Raw genomic sequence first — 26,667 nt, 5'->3', positions numbered from 1 at the left:
AAAAACTACGAGGCCGTTGCAACAGGCCGACAGTATAATTTTTTCTATTTTTCCAGTATTATTTTTTGTTATTTTTTGCCATTTTTGGGGTTATGGCAGTAAGAATATCATTATTTATTGATTTTTAGATGCTTTTAGTTCATTTTGGATAGACCATTCCCCTAGCAACCTCTTAAAATGATATTTGGGGACCTGTATAAGTTATAAGCTATTNAATAGTTAATATGTTTCATATATGCTTTTGTATGCGTTATAAACAACAGATACCAAGAAAACACAACGAATATGACGTTACCAAGAAACATAGGTCACTCCACTGAACGGATACGACACCTTTTGGGTTAGTATAAATAAAATAGGTATGGTCACCTATTAAGGTTAAGGGCTTCTATTATGTTTACGCTTGTTTTGAATTGATTGCCTCGATCTTCAAAATTTTTAAATAAGTCGAAACTGGCACAAGCAGGGGATAAAAGTACTGCTTCCCCAGGCAGTGCTAATCCAAGTGCAAACCGTAGGGCTTCTATGATCTGCGTTGTTTCACGTATAGGTAATGCTAAACAACCAAATGTTTCTATTAGTGAGCGATTGTCTTTGCCTAAGCAGATAATGGCTTTTACTTTTTCTTGTACAAGGGGTAACAAGGCAGTATAGTCATTGCCTTTATCCTTACCACCTGCTATCCAAATAATGGGCCGTTTAAAGCTACGCAATGCGGCGGCTGTAGATGCTACATTAGTAGATTTTGAATCGTTATAACAGTCTATACCTTGTGGTGCGCCACACCACTCCAAACGATGAGGTAGTCCATGAAAAGTAGGCAAGGCCTTAATGATGGTTTCTGGTCTAATCCCTGCCAATAGCGCCGCTGTAATGGCAATCGTCGCATTATACTGATTATGAGGTCCAAGTAAAGATAATAGATTGCGCTTAATAGAAACAACCTGATTTTGGATGTTAAAATGCCATACATCAGGGCTATTGGAAAGTGGTGGGCATGGTATAGACGCAATAGGGTAGCATTGGGGGAGTATGGTTCGCGTAGTAAGATAAGCCTGGATAGAAGGATCCTCTTTAGGGTAAATAAAATGATCCGTTGCCGTCATATTACGCAATATATTTAATTTGGCTTTTGCATAAGCAGCCATAGCGTAATCATAGCGATCCAAATGATCAGCGGTAATGTTTAATACACAAGCAATAGCTGGCTTAAAGTACTGAATATTTTCTAATTGAAAACTAGATAACTCTAGTACATAATAATCGTAAGAAGCTTCCGTAAGGCATTTGGCAAAACTGTGGCCTATATTACCTACTAAAGCAGCTCGGCAACCAGCTTTTGTGAAAAAATGATGAATCAGCTGAGTGGTAGTACTTTTTCCATTTGAGCCTGTAACAGCTATTATGCTACCCTTTGCATAGCGTGCAGCAAATTCTATTTCATCTAGGATAGGTAACGTATATGGCTGTAATTGTTGGATGATAGCTGCTTTATTGGGTATACCTGGACTTTTCACTATTTCATCTGCCTCTATTATTTTTGCTAGGGTGTGGCCATTTTCTTCGTAGGGAATACCATGCGCGATGAGTAATTGTTTATAAGCCGTAGCTATACGGCTGCTGTCTGATACGAAAACATCGTATCCTTGTTGCTTGGCTAGCAGTGCGGCACCTGTACCACTCTCTCCACCACCTAATATGGCTAATTGCATAGCCTTTGCTTATGCTTCATCAGCTGAATGTAGCTGTTACCATCCAAAAGCTTGATACAAACCATTTTGGGCTAAAAATTTGTGTGCCATCTTCGACTATTTATACAAAGATAATTTTTTTCTTTATCTATTAGAACGGCATAAAGGATGAGACCGTTGCCATATTTCTTACAAAGAAATTTTGTACCGCTATATAATAATATATATATTGATTTCCAACATGGATCTTACCAAGAGTGCATGTAATATAATANCAGTCAACTTTTGCAGCCATTTTATCCATAAACTGCCCCCCTATTACTGCCCTTAGCTACATTACTATGATAATTCTAGGAATTTCCTTAACTTGCAACGCAAATGATTATACATACCTGAAAAGACAAGAAAGATAATCTTTACAACACAGTATCCATAGGGGTATCACTACTTGAAATGGGAGTTTTACAGCAGTTGAACAAGTTGCACATCATAGCGCAAGGAAAAGCGTATTAAAATTAAGAGAAATGCTACAGAAAAAAGAAATGTTACAGAAAAAAATAATATGGTTTATACCGTACGGGTTATTAACCTTAACCGGTTGTAACAAAGTTATGCATCATGCAGCTCAGCCTAACGAAAATAAAGTGCATGCCAAGAAGATTAGCATGACCAATACAGTAATAAATGAACGAAATACCGAACGAAATACCCTATATGGTATAGTTTTTAATGGTGGTGGTTTAGTTGATATCAAACGATCATTAAATAGTGGTGCTAGCGTGTATGAATCAGATACAGATGGCTGGAATGCTCTGCACCATGCGGTTGCTAAGGATCATTTAGAAATCGTAGCGGAATTATTAGATTGGGGTGCTGATGTAAATGCATTAACGAATAATAATAAAACGCCTTTACACCTAGCTACTGAGAATGGACGTCAGAAAATCGTACAAATATTGCTCCTTAGCAAGAACATTCAGGTAGACATTACAGACGCTAATGCTCAATACCACAATGGTATGACAGCCTTATGCTATGCTGTTTATTATGGTCATCTTGATATAGTTAAACTATTGATTGACAGAGGAGCTGATATACATTGCGTGATACCAATAAGAATAGAGGGAAGAGATAGCACTATATCTTTATTAGGATGGGCTGCTACTCGTAGGCAATGGGATATAGCTAAACTATTGATTGAAGTGATTGAAAAAGGAGCTACTGATATAAATTGCATGATGCCAGTAACAATAAATGGAAGAGATAGCATTATATCTTTATTAGGATGGGCTGCTTATAATCAGCAGTGGGATCTAGTTAAACTATTGATTGAAAGAGGGGCTACTGATATAAATTGCATGATACCAATAACAATAGAGGGAAGAGATAGCACTATATCTTTATTAGGAATGGCTGTTACTCGTGAGCAATGGGATATAGCTAAACTATTGATTGAAAAAGGAGCTACTGATATAAATTGCATGATGCCAATAACAATAAAGGGAAGAGATAGCATTATATCTTTATTAGGATGGGCTGCTTATAATCGGCAGTGGGATATAGTTAAACTATTGATTGAAAGAGGGGCTAATATAAATTGCTTGATGCCAACAAAAATAGATGAGAGATATACAGATATGCCTTTATTAGGATGGGCTGCTACTCGTGGGCAATGGGATATAGCTAAACTATTGATTGAAAGAGGAGCTGATATAAATTTCGTAATACCAATAGATGGCAGAGATAGCATTATATCTTTATTAGAATTGTCTGCTTATAATCAGCAGTGGGATCTAGCTAAACTATTGATTGAAAAAGGAGCTGATATAAATTTCTCGATAACAGTGGAAATAGGTGGAAGAGATAGAACTATACCTTTATTAGGAGTGGTTACTTGTCGTAAGCAGTGGGATATAGCTAACCTATTGATTGAAAGAGGAGCTGATATAAATTGCTTGATGCCAATAATAAGAGATGGAAAAGATATAGATATACCTTTATTAGAATTTATGTATGAATCTTAAGCAGTGAGAAAACGACTTATTTTAAAGCTACTTTTTTTGCTTGATCAAAAATAGGTATCCGTTCAGTGGAATGGCCTATGCCTATTTTTTCACGTTCGTATTTAGAAATAGCGCAATAATGTAAGTTTATAAAAAATGCGCCTTGGAAAAACTGTGGAAAGAAAAGAAAGGAAGAAAATCAAAAGAAAATCAAAAGAAAATCATTTTGTCTGAGCTCCGTAGGAGCGAGATTTGATTTTCGGTTTTTTTCCTTTCTTTTCAGCAGTTTTTTCACCAGCGCTTGATTTTTTTTGGCTGCTTTTTTTGATCAACCGACATTCCGCATAAAATTTTTAAAATATATATTTTCCCATTTTTAGTTTTTTTAGCGACAAATTCGTATTAGTTAGCCTTATTATTNATATGCCACCTCAAAGCATAAACTTTACTAATGCTTTCCAGGGTAAATTGTGCTCTGTCAAAAAGTGAAGTAACCAAAACTTCTCTTTTGCCATTGGATAACATAAACGCTACGACTCTTACTTTCTGGCTGATAGTTTTATCCTTATTTTCTAGAACTAGATCAAAATCTGATTCGCCCGATACAACCCGCTCCCATAGCTTAGTATAATTTTTTCCTTGTACACGAAAAATAAAATCTGCTTGACATTCATAATGTTGTTTGATAAACTTTACTGAAGTATAACCACGATCATAGATACATAATAATTTATCTTATTTTAATGCACGCATTTGCTGAACCATTTCAGGGAGTTGTTCTTCTGCTAATGTGCGTTCTCCTATATTCCAAGGTACAAGCCGAGCATTACAAATCAGAGATGTAGATAAATCAACAAATAGTGAAACCCTGGCTAAAGCCGACATTCCGCATAAAATTTTTAAAATATATATTTTCCCATTTTTAGTTTTTTTAGCGACAAATTCGTATTAGTTAGCCTTATTATTTTCGTAAAAACGGGCTATAAAGCGACAATTTTCCTTTTCTTGTTAAGCTTTTTACTCCATATAATCAAAATATAACCTCATTAGATAGACCTTGGGCCCTGTTAGATATTTNTTCTTTAAATCCAGTATGAGAAAGTTTATACCTTGCTTTGGAAAAAGCTTGCTTGGATGGAGGAATTTTGTACGTTAACGGTTCCNTGGAAAAGATATAGATATACCTTTATTAGAATTTATGTATGAATCTTAAGCAGTGAGAAAACGACTTATTTTAAAGCTACTTTTTTTGCTTGATCAAAAATAGGTATCCGTTCAGTGGAATGGCCTATGCCTATTTTTTCACGTTCGTATTTAGAAATAGCGCAATAATGTAAGTTTATAAAAAATGCGCCTTGGAAAAACTGTGGAAAGAAAAGAAAGGAAGAAAATCAAAAGAAAATCAAAAGAAAATCATTTTGTCTGAGCTCCGTAGGAGCGAGATTTGATTTTCGGTTTTTTTCCTTTCTTTTCAGCAGTTTTTTCACCAGCGCTTGATTTTTTTTGGCTGCTTTTTTTGATCAACCGACATTCCGCATAAAATTTTTAAAATATATATTTTCCCATTTTTAGTTTTTTTAGCGACAAATTCGTATTAGTTAGCCTTATTATTTTCGTAAAAACGGGCTATAAAGCGACAATTTTCCTTTTCTTGTTAAGCTTTTTACTCCATATAATCAAAATATAACCTCATTAGATAGACCTTGGGCCCTGTTAGATATTTTCATATTCAATATCATATATTCTACAAGCCATAGGTCCAAAATACTGCACAATCTTTTTTAGTATATCATTCATATTGAGAACTATTTCATGATACTGTTCACCTATCTTTATTTTAAGTAGATGTACGCCATGAAAGAGTTTATAGATCCACTTCATGGTAGGTTTCTTAGTAGCATAGCCACTTTGAGATAAGATAGTAGTATTGGTTGCTTCCAATTGCTTACGTAAATCATATTGCGCAAAGCTATAGACCATTAAACAAAGCGTCATCACTACCATTAAAGCACTAATCCGTTCAGGCTTTTTAAGAAAAATAGAATCTACTTCAAAACTGTTATCTTTAATAAACTTAAATCCTGATTCAGTACCAGATTGTTCTTTATAAGAAGATAATATTTCGCTATCTTTAAGAGCAATTTCATCTAATTGATTGGTTGCTAGAACAAAACGCCCTTTACTTAATGTAGCATGTTCAATCTTTTCTTCATCTCGTAGTAAAACTGTATGGGCTTTGTATTCAATTTTGTCTGGTTTATCATCTTTTTTAGGACGTCCTTTTCTTAGATAAGTTGGTATAGTGGCAGCAGTATAGCTAATCTTATGATAGTGTAATTTTTTATTTATTTGCAAGATTTCCTTATCAAGATCTTGCAGACAGCCAAATAACTGATTACCCAAATGCCATAATAGTTTATTGATTTCACTAGCTTCCTTTTCTATCTTTTTTTCTAAAGTAACTACTTCCTTATCATAAGCTTCTTTGGAATAAATCAATGCCCATCTTTGCGAAATTCCTTTATATATCTGATTAACAACTACATATTTATATCCCTTGTCTAGCTCTGTCCAATCAATAGTTTGCTTGGTTAATAAAGTTTTAGCTGCTTTTATATTATCTGGTACTCTAGATAACCAGAGCAAATTTTGTCCATATTTTACACAATTGGCATACATGGCAGAATCGCCTACATATAAAAAGGAAGGGGTGCTTTCTAAAGCTTTGCAAAAATTTTGCATACGGGTAGCAGCAGCTTCTAAAGTTGTCTTATCTGAAGCGTTACCTGCATGTGCTTCCATCCATATAGGAAAGTGAGCAGCTCCAGAAGTAGCTAATAATAAAGTCATTTGCTTTAAATCAAAGCGCTTATTTTTAGCATAGCCATGAGCTGGACGGGCTATCTTAGGTAACGTTAATCGGTTAGTTTCTGCTACAGCAGTACTATTTTTTAATTCATCTACCTCATCTGTTTCAGCACATGCGTCGTAATCACCGTAGAGTGTTAACGTAGTTGTATCCAAATGAGCAGATTTACCTAAAAGATTATGTTGTAAAGCAATAGTTAAAGCTATTTCTGAAAAAAATTTGGTTTCTCCATAGTCATGTATAGCATCTAAACAGCGTCCTAAAGCATCATCATTAAAATCATCTGCTTTAACTTGATTTCCAAATAGTTTACTAATAGGCTTATTCTCAATAAATTTAGGAAATAAGTATAAACGATGATCTATAAAACCCAAACCATTGAGTATCATAGCAATAACTCGTTGGCTATGCGTANTTCATTTTGGATAGACCATTCCCCTAGCAACCTCTTAAAATGATATTTGGGGACCTGTATAAGTTATAAGCTATTGCTTCCATAAGATGTTGTGTATGCATTTTATCAATACCTATATAGCGGGCTCCCGAACTGCGGAACCAACTTTTTATACTACCAAATACACGTTCTACCTTATAACGAGTCTTGGCTACTAATTTATTAAACCGCTTAGCGGTAGCTGATAAAGGATNTCTATCGTAGCTGCTACTAGACCTAGATGGTCTAATATTTTACTGCCTAATATATTCGATGGATGTATTTGCATATATATAACTACAGATGAACAGTTGTAAAGCAATAGTTAAAGCTATTTCTGAAAAAAATTTGGTTTCTCCATAGTCATGTATAGCATCTAAACAGCGTCCTAAAGCATCATCATTAAAATCATCTGCTTTAACTTGATTTCCAAATAGTTTACTAATAGGCTTATTCTCAATAAATTTAGGAAATAAGTATAAACGATGATCTATAAAACCCAAACCATTGAGTATCATAGCAATAACTCGTTGGCTATGCGTAGTCTTGGAGCCTTTTGTAAGGGGAAGACGCTTATCTATGGCATGAGCTATTCCTAGTTGATCTATCGTAGCTGCTACTAGACCTAGATGGTCTAATACTTTACTGCCTAATATATTCGATGTATGTATTTGCATATATATAACTACAGATGAACAGTTTAAACGCAATATGTAATATAATTACTTTTTTTGTGGAAAAATACTACTACTAAACAAAATAAATAATAGTTTTTATTGCTTTTTTGTGCGGAATGTCGGATCAAGCAAAAAAAGTAGCTTTAAAATAAGTCATTTTTAACAAAAATAAGCACGTAGACCCGTTACGTATAATACATTCGTTTAACCCTTTGGCTAATTTGGGTAAGTAACTCATAAGAAATGGTACCTATGCGCTCAGCTAGTTCATCTATTGAATGTTCTGCACTAAAAATAATAACTTCATCTCCCCGTTTTACCTTTATGCCAGTTACATCTATCATAGCCATATCCATGCATATAGTACCTATAGTAGGACAATAACGATCGTNCCTTTTTTAGTCCAACTTGCTTCTGGATCTACTCCTTTTTGATAACTTTCAGATACGGTTATACTGCCATCTGCATGAAGATCATAACTTTTTTTCCCTTTAGGACATCTGGGAGTAGGAGTTATTGAAGCATCAATAGCAGCTGAGCCATTTTTAACCAGTACCCCATGGGCAGATAGCTGGTCATTAATTATATTTAATAACCTCTCTAGTGCCTTCTTCTTTGTAAGCATAGTCCTAAATCTGCTTAATACACTATGGTCCGGAACCGAACTGTCCATTGAAATACCACAAAATAGACTAAAAGTTATACGGTCGTTTACTTCTTCTTCTACTTGATAGTCACTCAGTCCATNGCTTATTCTCAATAAATTTAGGAAATAAGTATAAACGATGATCTATAAAACCCAAACCATTGAGTATCATAGCAATAACTCGTTGGCTATGCGTAGTCTTGGAGCCTTTTGTAAGGGGAAGACGCTTATCTATGGCATGAGCTATTCCTAGTTGATCTATCGTAGCTGCTACTAGACCTAGATGGTCTAATACTTTACTGCCTAATATATTCGATGTATGTATTTGCATATATATAACTACAGATGAACAGTTTAAACGCAATATGTAATATAATTACTTTTTTTGTGGAAAAATACTACTACTAAACAAAATAAATAATAGTTTTTATTGCTTTTTTGTGCGGAATGTCGGATCAAGCAAAAAAAGTAGCTTTAAAATAAGTCATTTTTAACAAAAATAAGCACGTAGACCCGTTACGTATAATACATTCGTTTAACCCTTTGGCTAATTTGGGTAAGTAACTCATAAGAAATGGTACCTATGCGCTCAGCTAGTTCATCTATTGAATGTTCTGCACTAAAAATAATAACTTCATCTCCCCGTTTTACCTTTATGCCAGTTACATCTATCATAGCCATATCCATGCATATAGTACCTATAGTAGGACAATAACGATCGTGAATCACTACGCTTCCTTTTCCACAACCAAATAACCTACTGAACCCATCCGCATACCCTATGGGTATGGTTGCAATGGTCGTATCTTGTGTAGTTATGCCTTTTCGATTATACCCTATGGTTTCTCCTTTTTGGACCTGCTTAACCTGAGATATAATCGTTTTTAGCGTGCTTGCTGGAAATAGGTGAGATTGTATGGTTTTATCTACCCCTACCCCATATAACCCAATGCCCAACCTTACCATATCAAATTGAAACTGCGGGAAACGCAAAAGTCCATTGGTATTCACAAGATGTTTTAAAGGCTTTATGGCCAAATGTCTCTCTATATATTGCGCTATCTTTATAAACTTTTTTGCCTGTAACAAAGAGTAATCATCGTGCTCCTTAGATTCTGCACCGACTAAATGGCTAAAAATGCTTGCTACATGGATATTAGGCAGTTCTTTTAACTGCCATAACAGCTGATCAATGGCTCCTTCTTCTATACCTAAACGGTACATGCCCGTTTCTATTTTGAGGTGAATATTTATCTTTTGTACTGCTCTTTCTGCTATAAAAGCAGATAGCTCATCCAATAGCTCTAAGCTGTATATTTCTGGTTCTAATTGGTAATCTACCATAGCATCAAAACTATCATACGTTGGATTCATTACCATAATCGGCAAGGTGATGCCCTTGTTACGCAAATAAATACCCTCGTCCACATAGGCAACGCCAAAATAGTCTACCCCATGGCGCTGTAGGGCTGCAGGTATTTCACTATCATTTCCATAGGCGGATGCTTTGACTATAGCCATGATTTTGGTACGATGCGCTAGTTGTGCCCTAAAATAGGAGAGGTTATTTCTAATGGAACGCATGCTTATTTCCAAAACCGTTCCATGGCACTTTTTTTCTATAGCACGCACTATACGTTCTAACCGAAAGGTACGCGCCCCTTTAACCAATATGACTTCATCTTGAAAGAAGGGTTTATTTTGCATAAAATCTTCTACTGTCCCAAAAAAAATGCTTTGAGGCATCGAAAAAAGCGTTGCATATTGGCTAATAATAGGTCCAATGCCAATAAATCGATGGATGGCATATTTTGCTAATAATAGGGCTAATTCCTTATAAAGCTCCTGGTCGGGTGTGGAAGATTGTACAATATCAGATAAAATAACGGTTTGTTTACTGTAGCTATAGTGCTGTTGCTGCATAAAATCTAATGCAATCCTAAGGCTGGCTAACTCATGGGTATAGGTATCATCTATAATTTGGCAGCGATGCATACCAGCTTTAAGGGTGATACGCATGGGTATAGATTTGAGCTGTAGGAGCGAACGTTGAAGCTGTCCGGGATCAAATCCATTATGTAATAGGTATACCAAACAATGCGTAATATTCTCTATAGAAGCATTATCCTGAAAAGAAGTTAAGAAAGTGTTGTCTGTATCAGAGGCAATAATCTGTAACTTGGTTTTAGTTGCTAATATTTCGCGTACTACCAAATAATCTGCTTTTGGGTTGTAAAAAGACCAATTTACAAAAGTTGTTTGGGTACCATAAAGGCGCAACAGGGTTTCATCGATCAACTGGTGATCTTTACAATAGTAAATAGTGCTACAGTGGGCAAATAGTTGCGCTTTTTCTTCAATTTTTTGTGTGATGTCTCGGAAGCCTTGGCTATGCGCAGGGCCAATATTGGTAAATAATCCATGGGTTGGTTGAATAAGTAGCGCCAATTTTGCCATGGTATCTGCGGTAGTAATACCCGCTTCAAAAACGGCATATTGATGGGAAGGTTGCAATAAACTTACGGCAAGGGGAACGCCCACTTGAGAGTTGTAACTAGAAGGGTTGCTAACGGTTTTATACTTACTCGATAAAAATGCATGCATCCATTCCTTGACAATGGTTTTGCCATTGCTACCCGTGATACCCAATACAGGCAATCGATATTTTGACCGGTAGAAGACCATAAACTGTTGCAAAGCTTCTACTGTATGGATTACTTGTAGGATATTTAAATCTCTAAATTTTTCCAAAATAGAGAGATTATAGCTGCTTTCCACGACAAACTGACGAATGCCTTTTTCATAAGCTTCCTCTATATAATCGTGTCCATTATGGTTAATGCCTACAATGGCAAAAAAAAGTGGAAATTGGGTAATGGTTTTATTTCTGCTGTCTATAGTTAATTCTGTTATGGGGGAATTAGCAGCTTGAATAACCACTTGGCCATTGGTAATGGCTACTAAATTATTAAAGTAGGCAAGGGGCATACCGTTTAATAGAATTGAAGGGATAACAACCATACGTTACGCTTGGATAAAACCACTTCTTTTAAAGCTACTTTTTTTGCTTGATCAAAAAAAGTAGTCAAAAAAAATCAAGCGCTGGTGAACAAAGCTGTTGAAAATTTCAGGCTGAAAGCTGAAAATCAGAACTCGCCCTCTATGGTTACTCAATGGATTTGGGAAGCTGGCAAGGCGCGCGAGGGTGAAGCGCACGCAGCATAGTACGAACTATGTGCGTTCACCCCATGATGTATATATACATCATGAGAACCCCAAGTACGCTGAATCCCGAAGCGGAACAACAGGCCAGCTTTTCAAAGACGAAGAGTAAGCTCAAACAGGCTGATTTTCTATTAGCCTGCAGGTTGAGTATTTTTCAGGAGTTCATAAACTTTATTAATTTTTTCGAATTCTTCTCGAGTGCCTTCCTGTTTATCTGGGTGAAATTTTAATACAAGTTTTTTATAGGCTTTTTTAATATCATTACCAGTAGGCTTGCTAATATCTAACTCCAACGCTTTACAAGCAGCATCGTTAATATCTCTATCAGTAGCGCTCTCCTCTAACCCCAACGCTTTACAAGCATTCTTCCGTTGTATCTCTCTTTCTCGTTTTTGTTCTTGATCTTGATCTTGATATAGATAATCTGGATTTGGACCTGGATTTGGACCTGGATTTGGAGCATTTCTATTATTTCCTCTATACCCATTCGAATAACCATAACCAGAATGGCTATCCTCCCATTGCCTATTTTTTGCAGGGTTGTTTAAGAAATTTTCCCAGTCTGAATCAAAAAAACCTTTATTCTTAAAAAATTCGTTCTCGAAAGGGTCGTTCTTGAAAAATTCGTTCTCGAAAGCGTTTTTAAATTCATTTTCTATATTTTCACCTATTTTTATTCCTCCATTGCCTCCAGTGTCCCCATTGCCTCCAGTTTCCCCACTGCCTCCACTGCCTCCACTGCCTCCATTACTTCCATTTGTTATATTCAAATTCGCAAACTTTTTTGCCACTTCCTCGGGTTGCTTGCTTGGTTGTGTGTTAGGACTTATCACTTTAGCGTTACCACATTTTACTGCACCCGTTAGCAATAGGATACAAAATCCCAAAAGTTTATACAAATCAAAGTTATTTTTCATTCTTCTATACAAATAGATGCTTAGTACATTTGTTACTTTTTCGATGCTTACTTCTCTTTAATTTTTAATTGCCAACGGCGATGGCTGGATGGCCAACTCCGGTTCAGCTGGTGGTGCTATTGCATTGGGCGAAGACGAAGCGTATTCTATTTCTCTGCTATAGCTACTTCTATCAATAGCAGAAGAATTACTACCCGGTGAAAATACTTTTTTCGGATCGCAAGAAGCTGGCCATGACATTGTGTAAGTTCCTGTGCTATTTGGTTTATTTAGCTCATGTCGTAACTCACATATGGCTGGTCCATCAGGAGTCTCCCAGACTTGCCCCTTAAATATTTTATTCCACATTTCAAAATTGTACGATATACCGTCACGATTATCTCTCTTCAAATTTTGCGTATCTAGTTTAAAATTTTCCGGCATAAATTTCTTATTCTTCTTAAGAAATTCGAAACTCTTTTTTATATTTTCAAAAGTCATTTCCCCTGCCCCTCCATTAGCTTTCAGCAAGGCAACCATAAGGTCATCTTTTTCAGAATGCGGCTGATGCATTTTATCTCCACCATCTCCACCGCCTCCGTTACCTCCACCGCCTCCGTTACCTCCACCGCCTCCGTTACCTCCACCGCCTCCGTTACCTCCACCGCCTCCGTTACCTCCACCGCCTCCGTTACCTCCACCGCCTCCGTTACCTCCACCGCCTCCGTTACCTCCACCGCCTCCGTTACCTCCACCGCCTCCGTTACCTCCACCGCCTCCGTTACCTCCACCGCCTCCGTTACCTCCACCGCCTCCGTTACCTCCACCGCCTCCGTTACCTCCACCGCCNCATCACATCTTCCTGCAGCAGTTAACAATAGGATGCAAAACCCTTTTAAAATAAAATTCTTATACATCATGGTTATTTAGTTTAATGTAATTAGTGCAAATTGTAAAAAATATATTAATTAAAAATTACCTTAAAATATCTCTGTTTTTTACAAAAAAAACTGGTAAAATGTACGTTACATATAATGGCCGTAATAACATATCTTATATCATAAGAATAATACCTTGTAATCAAATTGACTATAAACGTGATCCCGCTGGGGCTCGAACCCAGGACCCTCTCCTTAAAAGGGAGATGCTCTACCAGCTGAGCTACGAGATCAACGCCTTGGCACCATATGAACTTGAATACAAATGTAGCTATTTCTTATCAAAAGCAAAAGTAATTTTATAGCTATTTGTATATTTTTATAATTTAAACCTTAACATCTGCTGTTTCCCCGGTTTGTAATTTTTGGGCGTTATCTGCAATACGTAAAGCTTCAATCATATGCAATATGGCTCCATCCAATATGGCAGCTAAATTATGTTCGGTGTAACCAATCCGGTGATCTGTTGCACGACCCTGAGGGAAATTATAGGTTCTGATTTTATCTCCCCTATCTCCACTTTTAACCATAGATTTTCGTTCTATGCCAATAGCTTCTTGTTGTTTTTTAACTTCCATATCATAAAGCCTAGAACGCAATACTTTTAAAGCTTTTTCATAATTTTTGATTTGCGATTTACCATCTTGGCAGGAGACAATTAGACCAGTAGGCAAATGGGTGAGGCGCACTGCTGAATAGGTAGTGTTTACAGACTGACCACCTGGTCCAGAAGAACAAAAGGTATCTTTGCGTACATCATTTAAATCTAAATTGATTTCCACATCGTCCGCTTCTGGTAGCACCACTACACTGGCTGCTGAAGTGTGTATACGACCTTGCGTTTCAGTAGTAGGTACTCGCTGTACCCGATGTACACCAGATTCATATTTCATTAGACCATAGACATCCTGCCCCATAATGGTACAGACGATCTCTTTCCATCCCCCAGAGGTACCTTCTATGGTATATACAGTAGAAAAATCCCACTTCATTTTTTCTGCAAAACGTTTGTACATCCGAAAAAGATCTCCTGTAAAAATAGCTGCTTCATCGCCGCCAATACCTGCTCTAATTTCTAAAACAATGTTACTACTATCATTGGGATCATTGGGAATAAGTGTATCTCGTAATTGTGCTTCTAAAATAGCTTTCTTATCTAGCATAATAGTAAGTTCTTGTTTTGCAAACTCACGAAAGGCTTCTTCTTTTTCAATATTTAATATTTCTTTTGCCTCTTTTATGTTTTCTACAATAAGCTTATAACTATTATACACATCTACAATTTTAGATAACTTGCTGTATTCTTTATTGAGTGCAGTGTAAGCTTTTATATCATTGATAACATCTGGTTGGGAAAGAGCTGCTTCTACTTCATGAAAGCGCTTTTTAACGGATTTTAATTGCTCTATCATATGCTTTATACTAGTTTGCGGTAGGGCCTACATATATTTTATACGCGCTACAGCGGAAAGCCATTTTTAACGTATCTTAAAAGCTAAAATTGTGAATTTTAGTATCCGTTCACTTGTGTGATGGCCATATTTTATAGATTATAGCAATTACAGCTACTTTTTTTGCTTGATCAAAAAAAGTAGCCAAAAAAAATCAAGCGCTGGTGAACAAAGCTGTTAAAAATTCAGTCTGCAAGCTGAAAATCAGAACTCGCCCTCTACGGTTACTCAATGGATTTGGAAAGCTCGCAAGGCGCGCGAGGGTGAAGTGCACGCAGCATAGTACCCACTATGCGAGTACACTGAATCCCGAAGCGGAACGCAGCCAGCTTTTCAAAGACGAAGAGTAGGCTCAAACAGGCTGATTTTCTACTACCTTTCAGACTGAAATTTTCTAGTCACAGCTTTGTTCAAGGCGCATTTTTTACAATCTACTAGTATTGCGCTATTGCTAATTGGTGTGAAATAGATACGTATAGGCCACTTGACTGAACGGATACGCGTTTTTATGATCTTGCATTATTGTGCTATTTTTAATGGGTGTGAACACAGATACGTATAGGCCACACGACTAAACGGATACCACGATAGAACTTGTACCTATTTCTAAATTGTATTACGAATACGGATCGCATAGGCCACACCACTGAACGGATACCGGATACAAACTAGTTTGATCTGATGCGTAATGCTTTTCATAATTATACATTTAACGAAATACTTATACGCCTATTCCGTATTATCCATGCGCACGAAAATCAAAGAAAAACGCTACAAATCTTAATGGGCAAAATTTTAAGTTACTTTTTGTACAATAGCTTTAAATGCACTGGGATGGTTCATGGCTAAATCAGCAAGCGTTTTTCTATCCATACCAATATCGGTTTGTTTAAGCTTGCCCATAAACTGAGCATAAGAAATACCATGCATGCGTGCAGCTGCATTGATGCGCTGAATCCACAATGCCCTTATCTCTCTTTTTTTTGTTTTACGATCTCTATAGGCATATAAAAGCCCTTTTTCAACAGCATTTTTAGCTACGGTCCAAACATTTTTTCTTTTACCCCAGTAACCTTTTGCTAATTTTAATAGACGTTTTTTCTTTGCTTTTGATGCTACTGCATTAATTGATCTTGGCATTGCTATTTTCTATTTTATAGTTTAATATTGTTTTATATACCTTTCTTTTCTTTCCACAGTTTTTTCAAAGCGCGTTTTTTATGACTTGCATTATTTGCACTATTTCTAATGGGTACGAATACGGATACGCATAGGCTACACGACTGAACGAATATCCCCAGTACGCTGAATTCCGAAGCGGAACAGCCCCCCCGCCAGATACATCTGGTGGGGTAAAGCACAGCCAACTTTTCTAGGCAAAATTGTTTTCAACACAAAGCAGCTTAAGATACTATAACCATTTAAAGTACTATAACCATTAGATGGCTAGCAGCTTACGAATAGCTGGCACATCGGCTTTATGCACCAACGTACTATGCGTAAGATGTCTTTTTTGCTTTGTGGATTTTAAATTTTTAGACAGACAATGTCTTTTAAAAGCATGTTTTCGCTTAATTTTACCTGTACCTGTTACCTGAAACCTTTTTTTTGAACCAGCATGTGTTTTAATTTTTGGCATCTTTTTATATTTAAATTTAAATAAGTTTAGTTATAAGCCAATCGTTTAATTTTTTATTAGCATTTATTTAGCAAAGGTATACCCTCGGATAAAATAAACTAACTACCCTTGTCTTTTCTTTTAAAGTAGGCCCCGAACGTAAAAATATAACAAAAAATTTTCAAAAAACAGCAATGTTAGCCTATCCATTCACAAAACTACTTTTTAGAGGGCAATGGCGTTACGGTTATACTCATTTTCTTACCTTCTAATTTAGGTAGCTGCTCCACTTTTCCATAGGCTTCTAAGCCTTGAGAAAATCTAAGCAAAATTAATTCTCCCCTTTCTTTGAACATAATCTGCCTACCTACAAATTTAACACAAACCTTAACTTTAGCACCAGATTCCAAAAAGTTAATAGCATGCTTTAATTTAAAATCAAAGTCATGGTCGCTTGTGTTGGGACCAAAACGAATTTCTTTTATAACAACCTTTTGAGCATTGCTTTTTATCTCTTTATGCTTTCTTTTCTGTAAATATTTAAACTTAGCATAATCCATCACTTTGCAAACAGGGAAGTCACTTGCTGTGGAAACTTCTACTAAATCAAGTTCTTGGGCCCTTGCAATCGCTAAAGCTTCACGGGTACTGTAAATGCCAGTAGTTACATTTTCGCCAACCAAACGTACCTTTTGCGCTGTAATACGTTCATTTACGTTGTGTGTTTCTTTTATCAAATTTTTCAAATGTCTAATGTCTAATAATATGGGTATGGTTTGCTTTAATCGATTATGCTGACGCTAACAGGCTTTTTTTCTGGCTACTGAACTAAAATACGAATATCTAAACGTATCCATTCATTTGCATAATAGCAATGTTTTTAATGTAATTACTACATTACTTGTTACTTTTCTTGATCAAGCAAAAAAAATAGCTGTAAAAGAAGTAGTTTTTTTTTAAAATGGATAAAATTATTAATTATTAATTAGCAATTTGCTACAATCTATAAAATATGGCTACCACGCAAGTAAACGGATACGTTTTTTCAATGTACGTTCTTATTGGTAATGATACCCTTGCCAGAGGCATGAACGGACGCTTTTTCTTTTGACCTAGGAACGGTGCGCAATAGTAACCATAACCCTCCTACGATACAAGGCAAACTTAGTAATTGACCCATATTAAGCCACATGGAGTTTTCAAATGCTACTTGATTTTCTTTATAGAATTCGTAAAAAAAACGCAGTGTAAAAAGCATTACCATAAACATTCCAGCCATACGACCAGGGGCTAATACTGGACCTTTTTTACGCCACCAAAGAAATAAGGAAATAAAAAGTAAAAAACAGGAAAATGATTCATAGAGCTGTGATGGATGTCTAGGAATACCAAAGGTATAGACAATGGCTTGGTAGCCTCCATTGTGTTTGGTAAGTGTATAAGATAGAGGCGTTCCATATTGTTCATATATCATAGCTTCAGGGCTATGCGACATGCGCACTAAACTATTTTTCAAAGACCCTTGCAGGAAATTTTTGACCATCTCTTCATCTTGTATAGTATCCTTAAAAGAAATGGATAGTTGAATGGGCTGATGGTTACGCTTGATCGGCATAGGCATAGGTCTACTGTTAGCTACCTTACCCATAACCTTTTCTATCATCGAAGCATGGTTTGCATACAAATCTTCTCGTATATCCCTAAGGAATACTACGCCATATTTACCCTGCGTAGGTTTACCAATAATCTCAGAATTCATAAAATTCCCTATACGAATAAATACGCCACCTAAGGCAACGAGAATAACCAAATGATCAAAAATCCATAAAAGTTCTCCGGCAGGTCGACGGTTTTTTAAATGGATCCTAAATGGAGAAATAGATATTTGTATACGTTTTACATAAAGAAAAACAGCCAGGATAATGCCAATAGTCGCTCCATGGCTTGCAAGCCCAGTAAACCCAACTATTTTAAATTTGGGGAAGAAAACAACGGGCAAAAATATTTGAATGAGGTGATGCTTAAAATAATCCCAGTCATAAAAAAAAACATGCCCTAAACGAGCCCCCAATATAACCCCAAGGGTAATATATCGCTGGAGCCGTTCCGCTTCTATACTTTCTTTGCCTGCTTTGGCAAACATATGATACCAAATAGGAAGCGCCGTAATAAAAGCCATAGCAAAACAAATGCCATACCAGTTAAGCGAAAAAGGACCTGTTTGTAATAGTTCAGGAGATTGATCCCAGACAATAGTAGTCAACATAAAAATATTAACTATGCAGTATCCATTCTATCAACAAACGTACGCCAAAACCTGTGGCACCGGCATTATGGTAAGACCAAGGTTTTTTAGTCCATACTGTACCGGCTATATCTATATGTGCCCAAGGCGTTTGTTTAACGAACTGTTTTAAAAACAAGGCAGCCGTAATCGACCCTCCGCCCTCCTTACTACCTGTATTCCGTATATCCGCGAGAATAGAACGCATATCTTCCAGATAACTTTCCTCCAATGGCATTGGCCAAATTTGTTCACCACTTTGGGATGAGGCAGCCATAAGGCTATTTATCAATTGCTGATTGTTACCAAATAGACCAGCCATACGTGTGCCCAGTGCAGTGACTATGGCACCAGTTAAAGTAGCCAAATCGACAATAACATCTACACCCAACTGCTCAGCATAGACCAAAGCATCTGCTAATGTAAGTCTTCCTTCTGCATCTGTATTGTCTATTTCAATGGTTTTTCCATTAGAGGCAGTAACTATATCGCCTGGTTTAGTAGCACTTCCATTGATCATATTTTCTGTAGCCGCCACAATAAAATGGATTTCTTTATTGGGTTTAATGGCGCCAATGGCCTCTGCTACTCCAAACAAAGCGGCTGCTCCAGCCATATCACATTTCATCAATTCAATCTGAGCATTACCTATCTTTAGATTGAGGCCACCCGCATCAAAGGTTACGCCTTTACCTATTAAGGCAATCTTTTTAAAAGGAGATTGCGTATGGAGTGACTTAGGCTTGTAACAAAGATGAATGAATTTAGGCAATGCATCAGATCCCTGCGCAACGGAAAGGAAAGCTCCCATTTTCAACCTTTCACAATCTTCTTTTTCTAGTATATTTAGCTCTAAATGGTGTTTTGCGGCTAGTTCAACAGCTGTTTGGGCCAGCCTATTCGGGTTTACATAATTGGCTGGCGCATTGACCAATTCTCTTGCAAGATTAATGCCTGTCGTAATTTTTTGGCCCAGTTGAATAGCTTCCTCATGTTTTGTAGCCGTCAACAGATATACTTTTTGGAGCGGTGTAGTAGTGGTGTCTTTTTGAGATTTAAATCGTTCATCAACATGGGCAGCCAGTAAAACCCCTTCAGTAAAAGCTTTTAACTGCACTGGATTATCTAAAAGTTTACCAAAATTGACCACTACAGATTGGCTGTGTAACTGGACGCATGCTCTATATACCATATTGGCTGTTTGCCGAATACATTCTTGATCAACTTCTTCTTCTTTTCCTAATCCAACCAAAATCAACTTACCTACTTGCTGCAAACAGTTTGCAGTAAGCGTTTCGCATTTTTTTCCAGTAAATTGAGCCTCTTTTATCAATGGCATCATAACATTATGGCAGAAAGACGCATTGAGCAAGTTATCGACAGGTAATTTGGTATCGTTTTCAAAAATCCCAAGCGCATAACAGGTGGTACTTTCTTTAAGTGCTTGATTGCTTAAAAATTGAAATTCAATAGTAGGTTTTTGCATATAATACAGTTGATTATAAAGTTTAAAATATATTTCGATCGTACTTCCCTGCTTTTCCAACCATCAAACGCAATCTAATCGGGATAATTGACTAGATGTGTAACTTCAGTTATTTATTTATTTACCTTATATTATATCTCAATTATATCTCACATTGAGCAAACGACCCTATAAAGCCAACATGGTTACAATATAAGTAATAAATTCAAAAGAATATAACGCAACTCGATATAGTTAAATCTTTTTATGTATCCGTTCACATCACATGCGTGTCAGTCGTATTTTATAGATTACAGCAAATGGCTAGTATTTAATATATTACGAACACGGATATGTATAAGCTATATGACTGAACGGATACATATATATTATACAGGCAATTCACCCATATCATCCTCTTGTTGCGGTCTATTGCATGGCATATGATTGATCACTTGAACCCCTTCTCCTGCATTTTTAGCTTTTCCGCTATTTAATAATACCAGTTGCTGTCCAACGATTTGGGTAATATATCGCTGTTGGCCATCCTTATCTGTATAAGACCTGTGGCTCAACTTTCCTTCTATATATACTTGCCTACCCTTATTTAAATATTGTGCAGCAATTTCTGCGTGTGGGGTCCACAGTACGATCTCATGCCAATCTGTACGGTTGATTTTTTCACCTTCTTTCGTTTTATAGCTATCATGTGTGGCCACAATAAGCTGAACCCGCATGCGGCCATTTTCTAAGTGGTAAACTTCTGGATCTTTCCCCAAGTTACCCAAAATAATAACTTTGTTAACACTTGCCATACCAATTGCGCAAAAATAGGGTATAATAAAATCAGTCTTCTTCTTCCAATATAAGGCATAAATTGGTAGCTTTCCAACAACTGCCTCTCTTATAGGAGCAGTTGTTGGAAGTATCTTCCGTTGCTTAACGTACTTTACGTAAGGGCTATGTGTTTACTAACATAGTAATAAGCCTTTGCAACAGTGCGTAGGCAAACAGGGAGCCTTTCTCTTTTCTTACTTCGAGTGAGCGTTTGATTATAAATGTAATCAACTGAGTAGGATTTAATCCAATTTCGGCTGCTTGATGAAATAAAAAAGAAGAAGGATGCATACCAGCTGTAGTGTTTGGGTCATTTAAATAGATCTGGTTATCATTTGTTAGAAAGCCATCTATACGGGCGTATACTTGAAAACCTAATAATTGGAACAAGGCGGCAGCTTCTTTACGGATGGCATCTAATAGTAAGGAAGGCAATACCATAGGTGTTTGTTTGCGTACCATACCAGGTAAATATTTTGCTTTATAATCAAAATGCATATTTCCTTTTAAGATTTCAGTTGGCGGCAATGTAATGGTCTTACCTTTTTCTGCTTCTAGTACCACACAAGAAAATTCTCGTCCTTGTATAAAACTTTCAATAATTATTTCTTCCTCTGCTTGTGCACTAATTAATAAAATTGCATCTTGTTTCTTTTGAAAATGTAGCTCTATATATGCTAGTAATGCATCAGGTGTATACAAGATTTGGCCTTCTACCAGTAAGGGAAAGCCTATACCTTCTCGTACATCTATAAGTCTATTGAACCAATTTTTTTGCTCTTCTAGCGTATATTCTTTCCAGATAGCGTAGCTTACCTCTTCTATAAAAAATGCCCTATGCATAGCAGTAATAAAACTACTTAGCCCATGATCTTTAACAATGCTAACGCCTATGGAAGAGCCTTGTGTGCTACTTTTAACTACAAAAGGGAGGCCAAGCGTAGTGATGATCTCATGGAACAGCTCACTTTTATGGGTAGTATCGAGCCACTTTTTTTGAGATAAAATAAGAGAACGAGGTAGTAAGAAACCTGCATTTTGTAAAATTTTTCGCTGAAATACCTTATTAAGGCCTAATGCAGCTGGTAATATTGCAGATCCTGAGTAGGGTATTTGATACCATTCTAAAAGGCCTTGAATGGTTCCATCTTCTCCATAAGGTCCATGCAAACAGAGAAAAGCTATATCAAAATGTTTTGTAAAATCAGCAGGCTCTATTTTTTTCCCTATGGGCGCAATAAAATTTGCGTTGTCATCACTATTTGGAGTAGTGAGCGATTCTATGTAGAGGGGAATGCCTAAGAAACGAGTAGTTGAAGCAGCTGGTGGGTAAATTTCTCGAATACTACTCTGGTAGAGGTACTTCCAATGGAGCAGAATAAAGTTTCCAATACTATCTACAAAAATAGGTAGCGGCTCAAAAAATTTTCGATCCAGCTGATCGTAAATAGTGCGACCTGCTGCAAAAGAAATTTCACGTTCTCTGGATGATCCTCCAAAAAATAGACCGACTCTAATGGGAGCACAATTATGCACAAGCGATTTTTAGTGTACCATCTTGCTCAGCTGTTTCTTGTGGCTTAAGCAAGCCTACCCATGTTTTACTGAGCTGTTCTGCTGCATAGGCCTTATCAATAACCAATGTTTTTTTATCTTTTGTAGAGGGAGCCATGTACATTTCTTCGCTCATAATGCTTTCGCAAATAGAACGCAGGCCCCTAGCTCCTAATTTTAGGGAGATGGCTTGTGCAGCAATAAAGTCAAGCGTTTCTTCAGTAAAAGTTAGGGTAATGCCATCTAGCTCGAACAATTTAGCATACTGTTTAACCAATGCATTTTTAGGTTCTGTAAGAATACGTCGCATATCGGATTGTGTAAGCGGCTGCAGTCCTCTTATAACGGGAAGTCGGCCTACTAATTCAGGAATGAGACCATAACCTTTTATATCTGCTGAAGAAACATATGTAAGTAAATCCCTTTCTTCTATTTCTACGGAAACTGTATCTTTTGTAGAAGCGTTAAATCCTATAGATTTAAAATTAATTCGATTACTAATGGTTCTGGAAATACCATCAAAAGCGCCTCCACAAATAAAGAGGATTTTTTCTGTATTTACAGCAGCCATGCGTTGATCTGGATGTTTTCTTCCTCCTTGGGGTGGTGCATTTACAACGGAACCTTCTAATAATTTTAAAAGTGATTGCTGTACGCCTTCACCACTTACATCTCTGGTAATGGATGGATTATCTCCCTTACGGGCAATTTTGTCAATTTCGTCTACATAGACAATGCCTCGCTCAGCTGCAGCAATATCATAGTTGGCAGCTTGCAGCAAACGGGTAATAATGCTCTCTACATCTTCTCCTACATAGCCTGCTTCTGTTAAAACCGTTGCATCTATAATACAAAAAGGGACCTCTAGTAAGTTTGCTAAGGTACGCGCTAAATAGGTTTTACCTGTACCAGTTTCGCCAACTAGGAGAATATTAGATTTTTCAATAACTACATCATTCTCTACCTCAGCTGAGTGAATAAGACGTTTATAGTGGTTGTAAACAGCAATAGACAATGCTTTTTTTGCCTCTTCTTGTCCAATTACATAAGTATCTAAATGCGCCTTTATTTCTTGTGGGGTCAAAAGATTAATCGGCTTTATTTTATTTAATAGATTATCCTCTTTTTGGAGGTGAATGATCTGTACTGCTTGTGCCACACATTGATCACAAATGCGGCCCTCAGGGCCCGTAACCATCATGCTGACCAATTCACTACTTTTTTTACAAAAAGAACAATAGGTTTTCATAATTATAACATGGTTAAGTTTTTTTTTCCAAAACGGAATCGATTATACCATACGCCTTCGCTTGCGTAGCCCGCATCCAGTAGTCTCTATCTGCATGGCGCTCTACAGAGGCATAGTCTTGGCCTGTGTGTTTAGATAGTATATTATTTAGGTCTTTTTTAGTTTCAATAAGTTGCTGTAGCGTAATTTCCATATCAGAAGCTTGCCCCTTAGCACCTCCCGATGGCTGGTGAATCATAATTCTGGCATGCGGAAGGGCAGAACGTTTGTGTTTGGTTCCTCCAGTTAATAATATAGCGCCCATAGAAGCAGCTAGACCTGTACAAATCGTAGCTACATCAGGCGCAATGTATTGCATAGTATCATAAATACCTAAGGCTGCATATACAGATCCCCCTGGGCTATTAATATAAAGTAAGATATCCTTTTTGGCATCTACAGATTCGAGAAAGAGCAGCTGTGCGATAATAATATTGGCAATATTGTCATCTATTTGCGTTCCCAGGAAAATGATCCTATCCATGATCAGCCTTGAAAAAACGTCTACCTCTCTAAAATGTTTTGGTCGTTCTTCAATTACAGATCTGGTCATGTTTTCAACATCTGATATATAGTCATTTATTTGTAAGCTAGTAGCATAGCGATTTTTAGCTGCAAACTGCTTAAATTCTTTTTGATCTGACATAGTTTATAAAAAATACATAAATTTAAAAGTGCTATTACCTATTCTTTTTACCTTCTTTTTACCTTCTTCTACCTACTACCTATACCCACTAGCTACCCTTTGCCCTTCTAGGAGTTATCAGAAAGATAGGACAAAATAATATAAAAAAAGAATATCTATTTTGATTTTAATAATGACCCTTTGGCACTCAAGTGAATAAAATAGGTTATTTCTCTAACAGATTTAACATGATTTGTCTAATATAAGCGCTTATCCTAGGTAAGTCATATGGGGTAAACCAACTGATATTTTTGTCTTTTTTAAACCAAGTTAGTTGTCTTTTGGCATATTGTTTAGTATGTGCTTTTATATGGCTTATAGCTTTTGCTAAGCTATGTTTCCCATCTATATAGTCGAATAACTCTTTATAGCCTATGGTTTGCAAGGCATTGGCTGTTTTGTAATGGTACACCTTTTCAGCTTCTTGCAATAAGCCTTCTGCCATCATTGTATCGACCCGGAGATCAATGCGTGTATGGAGGATGGTTTTTTCCTGGATCAGGCCTATTTTAATGATATGGAAATTTCTGTCTCCCCGTGGGGGGTGTTTGCGGAAGGTTGAGTAAGCAATATTTGTACTCAAGCAGATTTCTAATGCCCTGATTACTCTTTTAGGATTTTGTAGATCTACTAGGTTATAGTAATCCGGGTCTTTTTGTGCCAACCATGCCGTAAGGTAGGGAAGTCCCCTTTCTTTTAAAAGTGTAGTGAGCATAATACGTAATCCGGGTGCTATGGTAGGCACTTCCATGAGCCCTTCACAGAGTGCTTGTATATAAAGTCCTGATCCACTAACCGCTATAACCACATCGTGGTATGCAAAAATTTTTTGCAACCTTTGCAGCGCTTCTTTTTCAAATATACCTGCTGAGTAGCTATCTTGAACAGACAAAAAAGACAAAAAATGATGCGGTATACCGTGCATTTCATCTTTGGTAGGTTGTGCGGTACCAATGGGTATTTCACGATAAAACTGTCTGGCATCAGCCGATATGATCTCGGTTTGGAACTGTTCGGCTAGTTGAATGGAGCATGTTGTTTTGCCGACAGCTGTAGGACCAGCTATAACGACTAGGTATTTGGGTTTAGGTGAAATCATATAGAAACCGTTGCAATAGGAAACAAAAATTTAATAAAAGAAATAAGCGTCTACTTAACTATTACTAAAAAGTCTTTAAAAGTACATAAAAAATAATATTTTAGTGCTGTAAACGTACAAAAATGTACAAGTTACATCTAGATTTCTATAAAAAATACGTTGCCATTTTTCTATTGCAACGGCCTCAGTGTTATATTGTAACAAATGTGAACAGATACACATGTGAACAGATACACACTAGAAAAACATCAGCAACTACTTTTTATCTCAGCAATTACTTTTTATCTTTTAGTAGTAGCAACCAAATTTATATATTCCTACACTATGTTTCAATATATTAAGCCGCTATGACCAGTAGACTAAAACATGATGCGTTAATCAAAAAAATTTTAACCAACCCAGTAGCTGCACAGGAGTTTTTAGAATACTATTTACCAGCTGATTTTAAGGCTATAGTAGATTTAACAAAAATTACTATAGAAAAAGAATCTTTTGTAGAAGAGGATCTAAGGAGAAAATTAAGTGATCTTGTATTTTCTGTACAAACCAAAAACCACGATACGGCTTTTGTTTATGTATTGATTGAGGCGCAAGCTACACCAGACCATTGGATAGCTTTGCGATTATGGAAGTACATACTTTTATTATGCGAACGACATAAGCAAAAAAAAGATGGGTTACCCTTAATCTGTCCTCTTTTAATCTATCATGGCGCTAAAACATATAATGCACCCAGAAATTTATGGCAATTGTTTAGCCATCCTGAACACGCTAAAAAACTCATGACAGAAGATTATCAGCTGATTGATTTACAAAGCATGCCAGAGGATGAGATCCTAAAGAAAAAACAGCTGGGTATGTTTGAATATATGCTCAAATATATTCATAAACGGGATTTATTAAAAGTATGGGCAGAACTTTTGTCAAAATGCCCATATGCCGTTCTAATAGATAAAGAAAAAAATTATCTTTGTATAAAGACGTTGTTATGGTATACTGATGCGAAGT

Annotated in this window: 20 protein-coding genes, 1 tRNA gene and 4 pseudogenes; 2 read left to right on the top strand and 23 right to left on the bottom strand. The window is 36.7% G+C overall.

What is annotated here, in order from left to right; all coding sequences use genetic code 11:
* Positions 1–365: 365 nt before the first annotated feature.
* Positions 366–1,712: a UDP-N-acetylmuramoyl-L-alanine--D-glutamate ligase gene (gene murD / locus EDM02_RS00785; RefSeq protein WP_123662298.1), complete on the bottom strand. Its 1,347-nt coding sequence runs from the start codon at positions 1,710–1,712 to the stop codon at positions 366–368.
* Positions 1,713–2,233: 521 nt separating this feature from the next.
* Between murD and EDM02_RS00780 the strand changes: the two genes are divergently transcribed.
* Positions 2,234–3,715, top strand: a complete 1,482-nt coding sequence (locus tag EDM02_RS00780; RefSeq protein ID WP_184891063.1) for an ankyrin repeat domain-containing protein — start codon at positions 2,234–2,236, stop codon at positions 3,713–3,715.
* Positions 3,716–4,117: 402 nt separating this feature from the next.
* On the opposite strand, the pseudogene EDM02_RS06110 reads toward EDM02_RS00780, so the two are convergent.
* From EDM02_RS06110 to miaA, 22 genes and pseudogenes are all read right to left on the bottom strand, one after another.
* Positions 4,118–4,856: pseudogene (locus EDM02_RS06110) on the bottom strand (transposase); the annotation flags it as partial.
* A 551-nt stretch (positions 4,857–5,407) separates the two neighbouring features.
* Positions 5,408–6,964, bottom strand: a pseudogene (locus EDM02_RS00770) (IS1634 family transposase); the annotation flags it as partial.
* Between the two features lie 37 nt (positions 6,965–7,001).
* The gene (locus EDM02_RS00765; protein WP_260214921.1) at positions 7,002–7,247 is read right to left on the bottom strand and encodes a transposase; all 246 of its coding nucleotides are present in this window, start codon (positions 7,245–7,247) and stop codon (positions 7,002–7,004) included.
* 3 nt (positions 7,248–7,250) lie between these two features.
* Positions 7,251–7,673, bottom strand: a complete 423-nt coding sequence (locus EDM02_RS00760) for a DUF4277 domain-containing protein (RefSeq protein WP_123662290.1) — start codon at positions 7,671–7,673, stop codon at positions 7,251–7,253.
* Between the two features lie 185 nt (positions 7,674–7,858).
* On the bottom strand, positions 7,859–8,017 hold the full coding sequence (locus EDM02_RS00755) for an alanine racemase C-terminal domain-containing protein (RefSeq protein WP_317614970.1): 159 nt from the start codon (positions 8,015–8,017) through the stop codon (positions 7,859–7,861).
* 50 nt (positions 8,018–8,067) lie between these two features.
* Positions 8,068–8,436 (bottom strand): annotated as a pseudogene (locus tag EDM02_RS00750) (transposase); the annotation flags it as partial.
* Positions 8,423–8,650: pseudogene (locus tag EDM02_RS00745) on the bottom strand (DUF4277 domain-containing protein); the annotation flags it as partial. The pseudogenes EDM02_RS00750 and EDM02_RS00745, both read right to left, overlap by 14 nt.
* Positions 8,651–8,835: 185 nt before the next feature.
* On the bottom strand, positions 8,836–11,307 hold the full coding sequence (locus EDM02_RS00740; protein WP_184891061.1) for a bifunctional UDP-N-acetylmuramoyl-tripeptide:D-alanyl-D-alanine ligase/alanine racemase: 2,472 nt from the start codon (positions 11,305–11,307) through the stop codon (positions 8,836–8,838).
* 368 nt (positions 11,308–11,675) lie between these two features.
* Positions 11,676–12,461: a J domain-containing protein gene (locus EDM02_RS00735; RefSeq protein WP_148053545.1), complete on the bottom strand. Its 786-nt coding sequence runs from the start codon at positions 12,459–12,461 to the stop codon at positions 11,676–11,678.
* 57 nt (positions 12,462–12,518) lie between these two features.
* Positions 12,519–13,013: a hypothetical protein gene (locus EDM02_RS00730; protein WP_123662281.1), complete on the bottom strand. Its 495-nt coding sequence runs from the start codon at positions 13,011–13,013 to the stop codon at positions 12,519–12,521.
* Positions 13,014–13,538: 525 nt separating this feature from the next.
* Positions 13,539–13,611 (bottom strand) — tRNA-Lys (locus EDM02_RS00720).
* Positions 13,612–13,704: 93 nt separating this feature from the next.
* Entirely contained in the window at positions 13,705–14,790 is a 1,086-nt protein-coding gene (gene prfA, locus EDM02_RS00715; RefSeq protein ID WP_123662279.1) for a peptide chain release factor 1, read from the bottom strand.
* 834 nt (positions 14,791–15,624) lie between these two features.
* Complete coding sequence (rplT, locus tag EDM02_RS00710) at positions 15,625–15,969, bottom strand: 50S ribosomal protein L20 (protein WP_123662277.1); 345 nt, start codon at positions 15,967–15,969, stop codon at positions 15,625–15,627.
* A 298-nt stretch (positions 15,970–16,267) separates the two neighbouring features.
* Positions 16,268–16,468, bottom strand: coding sequence for a 50S ribosomal protein L35 (rpmI, locus tag EDM02_RS00705; RefSeq protein ID WP_123662275.1), 201 nt, complete (start codon positions 16,466–16,468; stop codon positions 16,268–16,270).
* Between the two features lie 197 nt (positions 16,469–16,665).
* The gene (gene infC, locus EDM02_RS00700; protein WP_123662273.1) at positions 16,666–17,193 is read right to left on the bottom strand and encodes a translation initiation factor IF-3; all 528 of its coding nucleotides are present in this window, start codon (positions 17,191–17,193) and stop codon (positions 16,666–16,668) included.
* 299 nt (positions 17,194–17,492) lie between these two features.
* Positions 17,493–18,713, bottom strand: a complete 1,221-nt coding sequence (locus tag EDM02_RS00695; protein ID WP_123662271.1) for a prolipoprotein diacylglyceryl transferase — start codon at positions 18,711–18,713, stop codon at positions 17,493–17,495.
* 7 nt (positions 18,714–18,720) lie between these two features.
* A complete protein-coding gene (locus tag EDM02_RS00690) occupies positions 18,721–20,217 on the bottom strand; it encodes a leucyl aminopeptidase (protein ID WP_123662269.1) in 1,497 nt (498 codons plus the stop codon).
* A 368-nt stretch (positions 20,218–20,585) separates the two neighbouring features.
* The gene (locus EDM02_RS00685) at positions 20,586–21,011 is read right to left on the bottom strand and encodes a single-stranded DNA-binding protein (protein WP_123662267.1); all 426 of its coding nucleotides are present in this window, start codon (positions 21,009–21,011) and stop codon (positions 20,586–20,588) included.
* A gap of 145 nt (positions 21,012–21,156) precedes the next feature.
* Positions 21,157–22,569 (bottom strand): D-alanine--D-alanine ligase family protein, encoded by a 1,413-nt coding sequence (locus EDM02_RS00680; RefSeq protein ID WP_123662266.1) that lies wholly within the window; start codon positions 22,567–22,569, stop codon positions 21,157–21,159.
* Positions 22,562–23,836: an ATP-dependent Clp protease ATP-binding subunit ClpX gene (gene clpX / locus EDM02_RS00675; protein ID WP_184891059.1), complete on the bottom strand. Its 1,275-nt coding sequence runs from the start codon at positions 23,834–23,836 to the stop codon at positions 22,562–22,564. Before clpX ends, EDM02_RS00680 begins: the two co-directional genes overlap by 8 nt.
* Before the next feature lie 13 nt (positions 23,837–23,849).
* Positions 23,850–24,521 (bottom strand): ClpP family protease, encoded by a 672-nt coding sequence (locus EDM02_RS00670; RefSeq protein ID WP_123662264.1) that lies wholly within the window; start codon positions 24,519–24,521, stop codon positions 23,850–23,852.
* A gap of 205 nt (positions 24,522–24,726) precedes the next feature.
* The gene (gene miaA / locus EDM02_RS00665; protein WP_123662261.1) at positions 24,727–25,659 is read right to left on the bottom strand and encodes a tRNA (adenosine(37)-N6)-dimethylallyltransferase MiaA; all 933 of its coding nucleotides are present in this window, start codon (positions 25,657–25,659) and stop codon (positions 24,727–24,729) included.
* 347 nt (positions 25,660–26,006) lie between these two features.
* On the opposite strand from miaA, the gene EDM02_RS05600 reads away from it, so the two are divergent.
* The coding region (locus tag EDM02_RS05600) for an Rpn family recombination-promoting nuclease/putative transposase (protein WP_184891058.1) at positions 26,007–26,667 on the top strand (661 nt) is incomplete at its 3' end.

Source organism: Candidatus Cardinium hertigii, assembly GCF_003788695.1.
The sequence above is the reverse complement of the archived record's forward strand: the minus strand, read 5'-3'. Positions and strand labels throughout refer to the sequence as shown.